14 protein-coding genes and 1 pseudogene are annotated in these 13696 nt (G+C 67.1%); 7 read left to right on the plus strand and 8 right to left on the minus strand.

What is annotated here, in order from left to right:
• Positions 1-132: 132 nt before the first annotated feature.
• The 6 genes and pseudogenes from ACILRJ_RS11180 (at position 133) to ACILRJ_RS11205 (ending at position 5978) form a co-directional block, all read left to right on the plus strand.
• Positions 133-723 (plus strand): alpha-ketoglutarate-dependent dioxygenase AlkB family protein, encoded by a 591-nt coding sequence (locus ACILRJ_RS11180; protein WP_395683269.1) that lies wholly within the window; start codon positions 133-135, stop codon positions 721-723.
• A gap of 155 nt (positions 724-878) precedes the next feature.
• Positions 879-1754: a Ku protein gene (locus ACILRJ_RS11185; RefSeq protein ID WP_395683270.1), complete on the plus strand. Its 876-nt coding sequence runs from the start codon at positions 879-881 to the stop codon at positions 1752-1754.
• 122 nt (positions 1755-1876) lie between these two features.
• Positions 1877-2683 carry an SDR family NAD(P)-dependent oxidoreductase gene (locus tag ACILRJ_RS11190; RefSeq protein WP_395683271.1) on the plus strand — a complete coding sequence of 269 codons (807 nt, stop codon included), beginning with the start codon at positions 1877-1879 and terminating at the stop codon, positions 2681-2683.
• A gap of 78 nt (positions 2684-2761) precedes the next feature.
• Positions 2762-5340 (plus strand): annotated as a pseudogene (gene ligD, locus ACILRJ_RS11195) (DNA ligase D).
• Positions 5341-5471: 131 nt separating this feature from the next.
• The gene (locus ACILRJ_RS11200; protein ID WP_395683272.1) at positions 5472-5786 is read left to right on the plus strand and encodes a hypothetical protein; all 315 of its coding nucleotides are present in this window, start codon (positions 5472-5474) and stop codon (positions 5784-5786) included.
• A gap of 45 nt (positions 5787-5831) precedes the next feature.
• A complete protein-coding gene (locus ACILRJ_RS11205; RefSeq protein ID WP_395683273.1) occupies positions 5832-5978 on the plus strand; it encodes a DUF3309 family protein in 147 nt (48 codons plus the stop codon).
• 57 nt (positions 5979-6035) lie between these two features.
• Here ACILRJ_RS11205 and ACILRJ_RS11210 read toward each other — a convergent pair whose 3' ends face one another.
• The 7 genes from ACILRJ_RS11210 to rfbB all read right to left on the minus strand — a co-directional run bounded on the left by ACILRJ_RS11210 (position 6036) and on the right by rfbB (position 11910).
• Positions 6036-6278 carry a hypothetical protein gene (locus tag ACILRJ_RS11210; protein ID WP_395683274.1) on the minus strand — a complete coding sequence of 81 codons (243 nt, stop codon included), beginning with the start codon at positions 6276-6278 and terminating at the stop codon, positions 6036-6038.
• Between the two features lie 171 nt (positions 6279-6449).
• A complete protein-coding gene (locus tag ACILRJ_RS11215; RefSeq protein ID WP_395683275.1) occupies positions 6450-6659 on the minus strand; it encodes a hypothetical protein in 210 nt (69 codons plus the stop codon).
• Between the two features lie 111 nt (positions 6660-6770).
• Positions 6771-8207, minus strand: coding sequence for a mannose-1-phosphate guanylyltransferase/mannose-6-phosphate isomerase (locus tag ACILRJ_RS11220; RefSeq protein WP_395683276.1), 1437 nt, complete (start codon positions 8205-8207; stop codon positions 6771-6773).
• A gap of 54 nt (positions 8208-8261) precedes the next feature.
• A complete protein-coding gene (gene rfbD, locus ACILRJ_RS11225; RefSeq protein WP_395683277.1) occupies positions 8262-9197 on the minus strand; it encodes a dTDP-4-dehydrorhamnose reductase in 936 nt (311 codons plus the stop codon).
• 102 nt (positions 9198-9299) lie between these two features.
• Positions 9300-9863 (minus strand): dTDP-4-dehydrorhamnose 3,5-epimerase, encoded by a 564-nt coding sequence (gene rfbC, locus ACILRJ_RS11230; RefSeq protein WP_395683278.1) that lies wholly within the window; start codon positions 9861-9863, stop codon positions 9300-9302.
• Positions 9860-10741, minus strand: coding sequence for a glucose-1-phosphate thymidylyltransferase RfbA (gene rfbA, locus ACILRJ_RS11235; protein WP_395683279.1), 882 nt, complete (start codon positions 10739-10741; stop codon positions 9860-9862). The genes rfbC and rfbA overlap by 4 nt, the downstream gene beginning before the upstream one ends.
• Positions 10742-10854: 113 nt before the next feature.
• Positions 10855-11910, minus strand: a complete 1056-nt coding sequence (rfbB, locus tag ACILRJ_RS11240; protein ID WP_395683280.1) for a dTDP-glucose 4,6-dehydratase — start codon at positions 11908-11910, stop codon at positions 10855-10857.
• A gap of 262 nt (positions 11911-12172) precedes the next feature.
• Between rfbB and ACILRJ_RS11245 the strand changes: the two genes are divergently transcribed.
• Positions 12173-12619, plus strand: a complete 447-nt coding sequence (locus ACILRJ_RS11245) for a nuclear transport factor 2 family protein (protein WP_395683281.1) — start codon at positions 12173-12175, stop codon at positions 12617-12619.
• Between the two features lie 58 nt (positions 12620-12677).
• Here the strand turns inward: ACILRJ_RS11245 and ACILRJ_RS11250 are convergent, their stop codons facing one another.
• Entirely contained in the window at positions 12678-13673 is a 996-nt protein-coding gene (locus ACILRJ_RS11250; protein ID WP_395683518.1) for an isoaspartyl peptidase/L-asparaginase family protein, read from the minus strand.
• Positions 13674-13696 lie beyond the last annotated feature (23 nt).

Here is a 13696-nt window from a genome sequence, read left to right on the forward strand (position 1 = left end):
CGTCGCCTCTCCCGCTTGCGGGAGAGGCCGACGCGCGCAGCGCGATGAGGAAACGGAGCGCAGACTCCGATCTGCTGCCGCAGTGAGGCGGTCGCGATTGAGACGAGGCGAAACCGGTCCCATCTGCAACCGATGCAATTGTCCTTCCTCGATGCACGCATCGCCGTCGTCGACGATCCGTCGGCACGGATAGAGTACTGGCCGTCCGTCATCGCGCCGGCCACGGCGGCTGCGTGGTTCGACGCGCTGTTCGACAACGTGGCGTGGCGCGCCGACCGGCGTCAAATGTACGACCGCGAGGTCGCGGTGCCACGGTTGCGCGGGCACTACACGCTGTCCGGCGACGAAGACCTGCCTGCGACGATCCGCGACGCACTCGCCGCGGTCAACCGCGTGGCGCCCGCACCGTACACCGGGGTCGGGCTCAACCTGTATCGCGACGGACGCGACAGCGTCGCGATGCATCATGACCGCCTCGCCGAACTCGTGCCCGGGCATCCGATCGCGGTCCTCTCGCTCGGCGTGCCGCGGCGCATGACCATCGCGCGCCAGAAGCCGCCGAGGACGACGCGCACGATCGAACTGCAACCGGGCAGCGTGATCGTGATGGACTACGCCTCGCAACTGCACACACTGCACGGCATTCCCAAAACGACTGCGCCGGTCGGTGCGCGCATCAGCCTTGCGTTCCGCGTGCGGCCTCCGAAAGCCGCGTCCGCATGAGCGTCGCGACCGAGTGTGCGGCAAGGAGCTTGAACGCAGGACAACATCCACCCGATACGTGCAGCTGAATCCGCGCCAACCCGCGGGCGCCTGCGCATTGCCGCGTCGGCCACGCAGCGCCTAGGCTGCAGGCGTGTACACACGGAGGAAGCGCGATGGCTCGACCGATCTGGAATGGCACCCTGTCGTTCGGACTGCTCAATATTCCGGTCGCCGTCATGAGCGGCGAACGCACGCACGACCTGCATTTCCGCATGCTCGACGCACGCAACCGCAAGCCGATCCGCTACGAGCGCGTGAACGCCGAGACGGGGCGCGAAGTGCCGTGGAAGGATATCGTCAAGGCGTTCGAATACCGCAAGGGCAGCTACGTCGTGCTCGAGCCCGAGGACATCAAGGGAGCGGCGCCCGAGAGCCACGAGATGATCGACCTCGACACGTTCGTCGAAGCGGATGCGATCGGCCCGGAGTACTTCGAGAAGCCGTATTACCTCGTCCCCGGCAAGCGTGCGGAGAAAGGCTACGTCCTGCTGCGCCAGACGCTGGAGAAGACCGGCCGAATCGGCATCGGCCGCGTCGTGATCCGCACGCGCGAATACCTGTGCGCGGTGATGCCGCGAGGAAAGGCGCTGCTGATGAACCTGCTGCGCTATCCGTCCGAAGTGATTCCGCTGAGTGAATACGATTTTCCGGCGACCACGAGCCGCGTGAGCAAGAGCGAGCTCGCGATGGCGGAAAAGCTCGTCGAGACGCTGTCCGGCGAATGGAAGCCTTCGAACTACAAGGATGAATTCCGCGAGCGCCTCAAGAAGGTCGTCGCGAAGCGGCTCAAGCACAAGGGTGCGGTCGAGATCGAGCCGGAGGAAAGAGAAGAAGAGGAGAAATCGACCAATGTGGTCGATTTCGTCGCGCTTCTCAAGGAAAGCCTAGCCAAGGGAACGCGCGCGCCGGCCAAGAAGAAGGCCGCTGCGAAACCGACCGCGAAGAGCGCGGCGAAGAAGCGGAAGACGCCGGCGCGGCAGCGCGCATGAGTCGCCGATCGCGTCGAGTCGATGAATCGCGCGTGAGTCGCGCGCGACGTGCAGGTGCCGCGTTCATGCCCGGGTCGAACGCGGGCGACTAGCGTCGTGGCTCCCGATGGAGGTTCGCTGGCATGACGACGATGCGCTCCCCGACTCCGCGCCGCCCGCTGGCGATCGTCACCGGCGCTTCCTCCGGCATCGGCCTGGAACTGGCCAAGCTCGCTGCCGGCGACGGCTATGATCTGGTGATCGCGGCGGATACGCCGCTGGACGATGCGGTGCAGGCGCTGGAAGCGCTCGGCGCGCAGGTCTCGGCCGCGCGCGTAGACCTGTCCGATCAGGAAGGCGTCGACCGAATCCTGGCCCTCGTCGGCGATCGGCCCGTGTCGCGCTTGTTCGCGAATGCGGGGCACGGCCTCGGCAGCGCGTTCCTCGACCAGCGCTTCGACGCGATCATGCACGTTCTCAACACCAACGTGTCGGGCACGCTGTACCTGCTGTATCGCGTCGGCTGCGAGATGCGTCTCAACCGGCGCGGGCGCATCCTGGTCACCGGCTCCATCGCCGGCTACCAACCCGGCAGCTACCAGGCCGTCTACAACGCCTCGAAGGCCTTCATCGATTCGTTCGCGCTTGCCCTGCGCGACGAGCTGAAGGATTCGGGCGTAAGTGTGTCGTGCCTGATGCCCGGGATCACGGACACCGCCTTCTTCGAACGCGCGGGCCTGCTCGACACCCGGATCGGCACGGCGCCCAAGATGGATCCGGCCGAAGTCGCGCGCATTGGCTACCAGGCGATGGAGCGTGGCGAGGCGGACGTCATCGCGGGCTGGAAGAACAAGCTCGAGACCGCGCTCGCGATGTTCATCCCGGCCGCGCAGCTTGCAGCGCGGCACGGCAGGGCGGCCAAGCCCGGCAGCGCGCAACCGGGCGCCTAGCGCTGCACGCGATCGCAACGCGAGCGTTCAGGATGCGACGGTGACACTGGCTCGACACGTGCTGGAGGCACACCTCGCATGGGATTGGCCGAGTACAAACGCAAACGCACGTTCCACTCCACGCCGGAGCCTGCCAGCGGCGGCAATCGCGGCCGACGCCTCTTCGTGGTGCAACTGCACCATGCGAGCCATCGCCACTACGATTTTCGGCTCGAGCATGCGGGCACGCTCAAGAGCTGGGCGGTGCCGAAGGGGCCGAGCTTCGATCCCGCGGTCAAGCGCATGGCGGTGCAGGTCGAGGATCACCCGCTTTCGTACGCGGGGTTCGAGGGCGACATTCCGAAAGGAAATTACGGCGCCGGTCATGTCGACGTGTTCGACACCGGAACGTGGGAACCGATCGGCAGCGTGCGCGAAGGACTGGCCAAGGGCGAACTCAAGTTCACGCTGCACGGAGACGTGCTGCGCGGGTCGTGGGTGCTGGTGCGCACGCGCAAGGAAGCAGCGAAGCCGCAATGGCTGCTGATCAAGCATCGCGATGCGTACGCCGGGCCGCGCGAGGCGGACGACTTCGTCGATGCGCATTCGGACCGGCCGCTGCCATTGCGCGAGCGCCGCAAGATCTGGAAGGACGCGCCTTCGACACCGGAACCGCGGGCCACTCCCGCGAAGGGCGCCGGTAAACGCGCGGCGATCCCGGACGGTCCGTTCGAACCGGAATTGTGCCGCGTTGCGACGGAGGCGCCCGCCGGCGGGGACTGGCTGCACGAGGCAAAGTGGGACGGCTACCGCATCCTCGCGACGATCAAGAATCGACGTGTGCGACTGTGTCGCGCAACGGTCTCGAATGGACCGACAAGGTGCCCGAGCTGGTCGATGCGCTGCGCTCGCTCGGCCTCGAGAGCGCCCAGCTCGACGGCGAGATGATCGCGCTGCGCGACGGCCGCGACGATTTCAACGCATTGCAGGGACGGCTGTCCGCCGAGGAGAAAGCGCCGATCGCCTACATGCTGTTCGACCTGCCCTACCTCGAGGGCCGCTCGCTGCGGGAGCTGCCGCTGGTCGAACGCAAGATGCGGCTCGAGGCGCTGCTGCGTGACAATCCACACGAGTTGCTGCGCTACTCGGCGCACCAGCTCGGGCAGGGTCGCGCGGTCTATGAGCAGGCGATCGAGTCAGGGCTCGAGGGCATCGTCAGCAAGCGCATCGACAGCACCTACCGCGGCACCCGAAACGGCGACTGGGTCAAGGTCAAGGCACGCCGGTCCGACGAGTTCGTCGTCGTCGGCTACACCGAACCGAAAGGCAGTCGCGCCGGCATCGGCGCGCTGCTGCTCGCCAGACCCGTTGGATCGGGACTCGAATACGTCGGCCGCGTGGGCACGGGTTTCAGTAATGAGCAATTGCGCGCACTGCGCAAGGATCTCGCCGGGACGCGCATTGCCGATGCACCGGCCGAGGTGGAAAAGATGAGTCGCACCGATCGCGCGCTCGCAAAGTGGGTGAAGCCGGCACTGGTGGTCGAGGTCTACCACCAGGGAATCGGCGGCCAGGGATTGCTGCGCCAGCCTGCGCTGAAGACGTTGCGCGAAGACAAGTCCGTGGCCGATCTCGAGAAGGACGCCCACACCATGGCGAAGGCAGTTGCCGCATCGAAGGCGTCGCGAAAAGGCGATGCGTCGGCCGTCAAGGCGAAGAGCACGAAGCGCGTTCCGAAGCGCGCCGCCGTGGCCAGGCGCACCGACGCCTCCATCGGAACCGGCCACGTCCGCCTCACGCATCCCGAGCGCGAGGTGTTTCCGGATTCGGGCATCACCAAGGCCGATGTCGCCGCCTACTACACGGCCGTCGCACCGCTGCTGCTCGACGGGATCGCGCATCGACCGCTGTCGGTGTTGCGTTGTCCCGATGGCGTCGGCAAGGCGTGCTTCTTCCAGAAGCACAGCGGGCGCGGCTGGGGCGATCATGTGCGCACGGTGACCGTGAAGGAGAACGAAGGCAGCGACCGTTATCTCGCGGTCGACGATGCGATCGGCGTCCTGCAACTGGTGCAGATGAACGTGCTCGAATTCCATCCATGGGGCGCGCTGGCCTCCGACCAGGAACATGCCGATCGCGTCATCTTCGACCTCGATCCGCACCCCTCGGTCGCCTGGGCGGATGTCAGGAAAGCCGCGCGCCTGCTGGGCGATGCGCTCGATGCGATCGGGCTTGTTTCGTTCCTGCGCACGACCGGTGGCAAGGGATTGCATGTGGTCGTTCCACTCGCGCCGGCCGTCGCATGGGCAGATGCGAAGCACTTCGCCGCGCAGGTCGCGCTCATCCTTGCCGCCGAACGCCCGCGCATGTTCGTGAGCGTCGCCGGCGAGCAGAAACGCGACAAGAGAATCTTCACCGATTGGCTGCGCAATGCACGCGGCGCGACCGCGGTCGCGTCGTACTCGCTGCGCGCGCGTGAAGGCGCTCCGGTGGCGATGCCGATCGAGTGGTCGGAACTTGCCCGCCTGCGCAGTGGAGCAGCGTATACGCTGAAGTCCGCGCTGAAGAAGATCCGCAGCCGGCAGCGGGATCCCTGGGCCGGCTTCCGCGATGTGCGCCAGGGGCTGCCGATGTTGAAAGCGCCGCCCGCACCGAGGCGCAAGAAGTCGGCACGCTGAGATCGATGTCGTATCGATGGATCCAGCTGAACGCCGGCGTAGCGCGGCCACCCTCGATTTGGCGAGCAGTCAACGTCGCGCAGCGAAGCTGACGGAAACCGACCACCATTCGCGATTGACGGGAGTACGCCATGCCACAGGGCGACAAATCCAGTTACAGCCCCAAGCAGCGTCGCAAGGCCGAGCACATCGAGGAAGGCTACGAGAAACGCGGCGTCTCGAAGAAGACGGCGCAGAAGCGCGCCTGGGCGACGGTCAACAAGCAGGACGGCGGCGCGAAAGGAGTCTCCCGCAAGAAGACCGCGGCCAAGAAGGCTCCCGCGAAGCGTGCGGCGAAAAAGACCGCGGCGCAACGCGCGACGAAGAAGACCGCGAGCAAGCGCACGACCTCGACGCGCTCTGCCGCGGCAAAGAAGGCCGCGAGAACGCGTGCCCGCAAGCGCTGAGTCCGATTGCGAACCGCACCAGCCACACGAACCAAGGAATGCACCATGCTGCGCACGATCGTCCTGATCCTTCTGGTCCTTCTCGTTCTCGGCGCACTGCCGCTATGGCCGTACAGCACCGGCTGGGGCTACTACCCGAGCGGTGGCGGCTTGTTGCTGCTGATCATCCTGCTCGTCCTGCTCTTCCGCTAGCTCCGGGCGAGCCTGTCGCAGCGCATGCACGCGCGTGCACTCGCGACGCCACCGAGATCAGGCACCTGTCGCATCAATCGCGAACGGCGGCAGCCCGGCATCCTCATCCGTCGACGGTGCCGGCAATCGCGACGGCACGAAGGCCGTGCTCGGCATCGCCCGCAACGCCTGCAAGGTTGCCACCCAGGCACCGCATTCGCCGTGGTTGAGGAATGCGAGCGGATTGATGCGCCCCACAGGGCGGTCATCGGCTATGGCGGGAAGCGGGGTCCAGTAGTCCTGCTCGGGAACGGTCGGCATGGGAACGGGCAACTCCAGGGGGCCTATCACGGCTAACGCTGAAGTGGGTGGAATGGCGACATTGGGTCGTGACAAGCGCCCGGATTGCGCGCAATGTGTGATGCGAGTCACATATTTACCGCGGTTGCGTTCAGGTATGCACGCCGCGTAACCGGGCTCGATCCCGCACTTTTACCGCGCGAAATTGGTTTCGCGTTCCAGGATTGGGCATCCGCCAGTTTCGACGACGACGCTCACCGCGAGGTGGTCGCCATTCGGCGAGATCTTTACGCTGCGAAACCGCTCGTGGCGCGCGAAATCGGCAAGCGGAACCGGGTCCGCCGACGCGAGCAGGGGAACACCGGCGAACAGCGCGATGCATGCGTGCAGCAAACGTTTCATGCCGACCTCCCTGTCATGGTTTGCCGAAGGTACGCGTCTCCGCTGACCGCATCCTGTGGCCACGGTACCCCGCAACGCGGGTGTCACTGGTGTCGCGCGAGGAATTACGCGCTACTTCGCCTGCACGCGTCCGTAGCGGTCTTCGAGGCGCACGATGTCGTCCTCGCCGAAGTAGTCGCCGCATTGCACCTCGATCAGGTGGATGTCCGTGCCGGTCGGGTTCTCGAGTCGGTGCACGGTGTTCATCGGGATATAGGTCGACTGGTTGCGCTCGAGCAGGAATTCCTCCTCGCCGACGCGCACCTTGGCCGTGCCTTCGACCACGGTCCAGTGCTCGCTGCGGCGATGGTGCAACTGCAGCGACAGCACATGGCCGGGCTTCACCGTGAGGCGCTTGACCTTGCAGTCGTCCGCATCCTCGAGCACGGTGTAGCTGCCCCACGGGCGGTGCACGGTCTGGTGCACGCTCGCGGCGGCGTGGTTGGTCGCACGCAAACGCTCGACCACCAACTTGACCTGCTGCGCGCGTTCGCGGTGCGAGACCAGTACCGCATCACCGGTATCGACGATGACCAGATCGCTGACGCCAACCGCGGCGACCATGCGCGCGTCGGACTGGATGTAGCAGTTGCTGCTCTCGATCACGATCGCCTGGCCGCGCACGCGGTTGCCATCGCCGTCGGCCTCGGCTTCGAGGTCGCTCATCGCCTTCCACGAGCCGATGTCGCTCCAGTCGAACGAGGCTGGCACCACCGCGACCTTCGGCGCGCGCTCCATGATCGCGTAGTCGATCGAGATGTCCGGCTGGGCGAGGAAGGTGTCACGCTCGAATTCGATCGGGCTTTCATGGTTGAGCGCGTGCGCATGGCATGCCTGCGCCGCCTTCAGCACGTCCGGGCAAACCTGCGCGGCGACGGCGAGCAACGCGTCGGCGCGGAAGCAGAACATGCCGGAGTTCCACACGTAGTCGCCCGAGGCGACGTAGCTCTCGGCGGTCTGCGCGTTCGGCTTCTCGACGAACGCGGCGACGGCACGGCCCTCGCGCGAGGCGATCGCGTCGCCCATGCGGATGTAGCCGAAGCCGGTTTCCGGATGCGTCGGTCGGATGCCGAACGTGACCAGCCAGCCGTCCTGCGCGAGCGCCTCGGCACGGCGCGCGTCGGCGATGAACGCGTCGAGATCGCGGATCAGGTGATCGGCCGGCAGGATCAGCAAGGTCGCGTCGGCACCGACGCGATCGCGCGCATGCAGGGCGGCGAGCACGACTGCGGGCGCGGTGTTGCGGCCGGCGGGCTCGAGCAGGAATGGCAGCTTGTCGAGATCCGCACCGTCGTGCTGTGCGTACTCGTCACGCGTCAGGAAGTAGTAGTCGCGACCGGTCACGGTCAGCACATGGCCGCCATCGGCGCAGCGCAACGCGCGGTCGAGTGTCTTCTTGAGCAGCGACTCGCCGTCGCCCATGCGCATGAACGGCTTCGGATACGCGCTGCGCGAGACCGGCCAGAGGCGGGTGCCGGCACCGCCGGAAAGAACTACGGGGACGAGCATGTTCGAACTCCTGCGCCGGCAGGTGGCCGGCGCTTCAAGCCCGGCCTTGGCGCATCACGCCGGGCCGGTTGCGGCCGCGAGTTCGTCGAGGACCTGGTCCAGACCCGCGTGCCAATCCGCCAATTGTAGCCCGAATGTGTTTTCGAGCCGCGAGCCGTCCAGCACTGACCACGCCGGACGGCGCGCCCGGGTCGGGAAATCCGCGGTCGCGATCGGGACCACCCGCGGCGCACGCGCGATCAGGCCGCGCCGCTGCGCGCCTTCGACGATCGCGCTGGCGAAGTCGTACCAGCTGCACTGCCCATTGGCGACGAGGTTGAACACGCCGGCGTTCGCGGGGGCAGGCTTCGCACGAGGCGCGCTGGCCTGCGCAAGCACCGAAGCGGTGGTGTCGGCGATCCAGCGTGCCGGCGTCGGCGCACCGACCTGGTCCGCGACCACGCGCAGCTCGTCGCGCTCGGCCGCGAGGCGCAGCATCGTACGCAGGAAGTTGTGCCCGTGCGCGGCATACACCCACGCCGTGCGGAAAATCAGGTGCGCCGCGCCGCTCGCGGCAAGCGCCTGCTCGCCGGCGAGCTTGCTGCGTCCGTAAACGCCGATCGGCGCGGTCGCGTCGTCCTCGCGGTACGCTCGCATGGCGTTGCCGTCGAAGACGTAGTCGGTTGAATAGTGCACGACGCGCGCGCCATGCGCCGCCGCCCACATGCCGATCTCGCCGGGTGCGCGATGGTTGATGCGGGCGGCGAGCTCGGGTTCGTCCTCGGCGCGGTCGACGGCGGTGTAGGCAGCCGCGTTGACGATCAGGTTCGCCCGCACCGTGTCTAGCGCGTGCACGAGCGAGGCGGCGTCGGCAAGATCAACCGCAAGGCACCGCGATCCATCGGCAAGTTCGCCCTTGCGGGTCGCGATCACCAGCTCACCGAGCGGCGCGAGAGCGCGCGACAGTTCGTGGCCGACCTGTCCGTTCGCGCCGAGCAGAAGGATGCGCATGGACTCTCCCGTGCTCATCGCTCCAACTCCTGGAGCCCATCCCGCGCGCAACCGATCAGGTCGCGCGTCCGCATGGATGCCGCTCGCGCCCAGGTTGCACTCCTACACGGCATCGACACGCACCGGCAGCTTCTCGCGCGGCACATCGGCGAGGAATGGTGCGTTGATGTCCTTGTCCGACAGCGACGGCGCCGCGACCGGCCAGTCGATCGCGAGCGCAGCGTCGTTCCAGCGGATGCCGGCATCGCAGGCGCGGTCGTACAGCGCTGTGCACTGGTAGACGAAGGTTGCGTGTTCGGACAGCACGGCGAAGCCGTGCGCGAAGCCTTCCGGAACCCAGAAATGGCGCTTGTTCCCGGCGGAGAGGACTGCCGCGGCCCAGCGACCGAACGTCGGCGAGCCGACGCGGATGTCGACCGCGACGTCGTAGACCTCGCCTTCGAGCACGCTGACCAGCTTGCCCTGCGGCTTCGGCCACTGGTAGTGCAGGCCACGCAGCACGCCGCGCGCCGAGCGCGAGACATTGGTCTGCACGAACGCGAGGTCGAGCCCGGCCTCGGCAAAACGTTGCGCGTTGAAACTTTCGTAGAAGAAGCCGCGCGCATCGCCATGCACGGCGGGTTCGATCACGACGCAGCCCGGCAGGTCGGTTTCGATGATCTTCACGTACGTGCCTGCTTGACGAGTTGCTGCAGGTATTGGCCGTAGCCGTTCTTCGCCAGCGGCGCGGCGAGGCGCAGCACCTGTTCGGCGTCGATCCAACCCTGCTGGTAGGCGATCTCCTCCGGGCAGCACACCTTGAGGCCCTGGCGACGTTCGATCGTCTCGACGTAATTGGACGCCTCGACCAGCGACTCGTGCGTGCCGGTATCCAGCCAGGCATAACCGCGGCCGAGCTTCTCCAGCATCAGCGCACCTTCGTCGAGATAGCGGCGGTTGAGGTCGGTGATCTCGAGCTCACCGCGCGGCGAGGGTTTCAGGGCAGCGGCGTAGTCGCACACGTTCGCGTCGTAGAAATACAGGCCGGTCACCGCCCAGTTGGAACGCGGCTGCGTCGGCTTTTCCTCGAGGCCGATCACGCGCCCTGCCTTGTCGAACTCGGCGACGCCGTAGCGTTCCGGATCGCGCACCCAGTAGCCGAACACGGTCGCGCCATCCGCGCGCGCGGCCGCGCGTGCAAGCGTTTCGGTGAAGCCGTGGCCATAGAAGATGTTGTCGCCGAGCACCAGACAGCACGGCCTGCCCGCCACGAACTCGCGCCCGATGAGGAATGCCTGCGCAAGGCCATCCGGCGTCGGCTGTACCGCATACGAGATCGACAAACCCCATTGCGATCCGTCGCCAAGCAGGCGCTGGAACAACGCCTGCTCGTGCGGCGTGTTGATGACCAGCATCTCGCGGATGCCGGCGAGCATGAGCGTCGACAGCGGGTAGTAGATCATCGGCTTGTCGTACACCGGCAGCAGCTGCTTGCTGACCGCCTGGGTCACCGGGTACAGCCGCGTGCCGGAACCGCCGGCGAGGATGATGCCTTTCGTGGTCATGGTGATGCCTTGTCGCATGAGGTCTGTGGGAGCGGCGGAAGCCGCGATGCTCTATGCGCGCTCAATGAGGAGCAAAGCATCGCGGCTTCCACCGCTCCCGCAATTCTTTCCTTTCATGTCCCACCCAGGCGCTCCATGCGATAGCTGCCGTCGAGCACGCGCTGCACCCAGGGCTGGTTCGCAAGATACCAGTCGACCGTGCGCGCGATGCCGCTCTGGAACGATTCGGTCGGGTGCCAACCGAGGTCGCGCTTGATCTTCGATGCGTCGATCGCGTAGCGGCGGTCGTGGCCGGGGCGGTCCTTGACGTAACTGATCAGCGATTCGCGCTTGCGTCCGTCGGCGAGCGGCCGGCGCTCGTCGAGCAGCGCGCAGATCGTCTTTACTACCTGGATGTTCTCGCACTCGGCGTCGCCGCCGATGTTGTACACCTCGCCGACGCGGCCGATCTCGAGCACGCGCCGGATCGCCGCGCAATGGTCGCCGACATAGAGCCAGTCGCGCACGTTGCGGCCGTCGCCGTACACCGGCAGCGCCTCGCCCGCGAGCGCCTTCTGGATCATCAGCGGGATGAGTTTCTCGGGGAACTGGAACGGCCCGTAGTTGTTCGAGCAGTTCGTGGTCAGCACCGGCAGGCCATACGTGTGATGGAACGCGCGCACGAGGTGGTCGGACGCGGCCTTCGAGGCCGAGTAGGGCGAGTTCGGCTGGTACGGCGAGTCCTCGCGGAAGCGCCCGACCGGCCCGAGCGAACCGTACACCTCGTCGGTCGACACGTGCAGGAAGCGGAAACCGTCCTGGCGTTCGAGCGGCGACCCGCGCCAGTAGCCGAGCGCGCACTCGAGCAGCGCGAGCGTGCCGACCACGTTCGTCTGCACGAACGCTGCGGGGCCGTCGATCGAGCGGTCGACGTGCGATTCGGCCGCGAAGTTCACGATCGCGTCGGGACGGTGTTCGGCGAGCACGCGCTCCACGCAGGCGCGGTCGCCAATGTCGCCATGCACGAACGTGTAGTCGGCGCGACCTTCGACCGCGGCGAGCGTGTCGCGATTGCCGGCATAGGTCAGCGCGTCGAGATTGACGATGCGCACGCCACCCTGCCCGAGCGCGCCGAGCACGAAATTGCCGCCGATGAAACCGGCGCCGCCGGTGACGAGGAGGGTCTTCATCCGATCCGGGTTCCGCAAGGAAAAAGGCCGGTTTGCCCGGCCCCTGCGTATCGTAATGGCAGGCGCCGTCGAACGCGAATCCGGGCGGCGACCGCATGCGGCGGCCGCCGACCGCGGGTCTCGGAAAACGCACCACCGGCCGGGAGCGAAGCCCACGCCGCAGGGCGTCATTGGCAGCCGGAAACGGCGAGTATGCCGCGCCCGAAGCGCCGATGATCACGCCACGCCGGCGATCAGCCCGGCCCCAGCCCGGAATCGAAAAATGCCCATCCTCCTCGACCTGACCGCGGCAGTCGCCGGCACCGCCGGCGCTCCCGCGCCCGTCGCATCGAACGACCGCGCCGACCTGATCGCCGCCGACCAGCGCATGCAGCGCGCATTCGTCGAGCGTGACATCGCCACTCTGCGCGACATCCTCACCGACGACTACGTGCTGGTCGTCTCCAGCGGCGACGAACGCACCAAGGCGATGGTCCTCGCCGAACTGGCATCACCCGAGGTGCACTGGGAGGTCAACCAGAGCAGCGGCTGGGTCGTGCGCGTGCACGGCGACACTGCGATCGTCGTCGCGACCCTGCACCAGAAGGGTGTCGACCACGGAAAACCGTTCGACAGCAACGTCAAGTTCTCCGACACCTGGATCCGCGACCACGGCAAGTGGCGCAACGTGCATGCGCATGCGTCACGCGCGGTGGACGTCGGCGACTGACGCAGCACGAGCCGAGTGCGCGAGCGGCGAAGCGGTTCGCGCGCAAACCGGCGTCCGCTTAATGCGCGTCACCCTGCAATTTTTCGTCCGCGTAGATGGCGACGTGGGGCACGCCGTCGGTGCCGATCCATCCGCGATACATGCCTTCGGTGTTGAACGGCAGCGCGAACGTGCCATCGCGCGCAAGCGCGATCGCGCCACCGTCGCCACCGGCCTTCGGAATGTCGACATTTATGACCTCGCGCGCGGCGCGCGCGATCGACTGGCCTGACAGGCGCACGCGCGCGCAGACCTCGTGCGCGGCCGCGTCGCGGATGTAGAACTCGCCCCAGCCGGTGCCCGACACCGCGCAGCGGTCATCGGCCCAGGTGCCGGCGCCAATGATCGGCGAATCCCCGACGCGGCCGTAGCGCTTGTCGGTCATGCCACCGGTCGATGTGCCCGCGGCGAGGCGCCCCCGCGCATCGAGCGCAAGCGCACCGACGGTGCCGAAATACTTCCGGCCGACATCCAGCCTCGCGACGCCGGCGGTCTCTTCCTTGAGCGCCTTCTGCAATTGCTGCCAACGCTTCTCGGTGCGGAAGTAGGACGGGTCGACCAGGGTGACGCCCTGCTCCTTCGCGAACGACTCGGCGCCATCGCCGACCATCATCACGTGCCGCGACTTCTCCATCACGGCGCGCGCGAGCAGGATCGGGTTCTTCACGCGATGCACGCCGGCGACCGCGCCGGCCTTGCCCGTCGCGCCGTCCATGAGCGAAGAATCGAGTTCATTCCTGCCGTCGTGGTTGAACACCGCGCCACGCCCGGCGTTGAACTGCGGATCGTCCTCGAGCACGGTGATCGCGGCCGTGACGGCGTCGAGCGCCGGCTTGCCCGCAGCCAGTAGCGCATGACCCGCGCGCAGCGCGGCTTCGAGCGCCTTGCGCGCGCTGGCCTCGTCAGCCGGCGTCATCTCCGCCCGCTCGACACCCGCGCCACCGTGGATCACCAGCAGCGGAGCATCCATCGCGACGAGGACGCCATCGCGCACGGCATAGCGGTGCTCGAACATCGGTTTTTCCACGCGACCGTCGG

Source organism: Dokdonella sp. (genome assembly GCF_044227025.1).
Taxonomy (GTDB): Bacteria; Pseudomonadota; Gammaproteobacteria; order Xanthomonadales; family Rhodanobacteraceae; genus Dokdonella_A.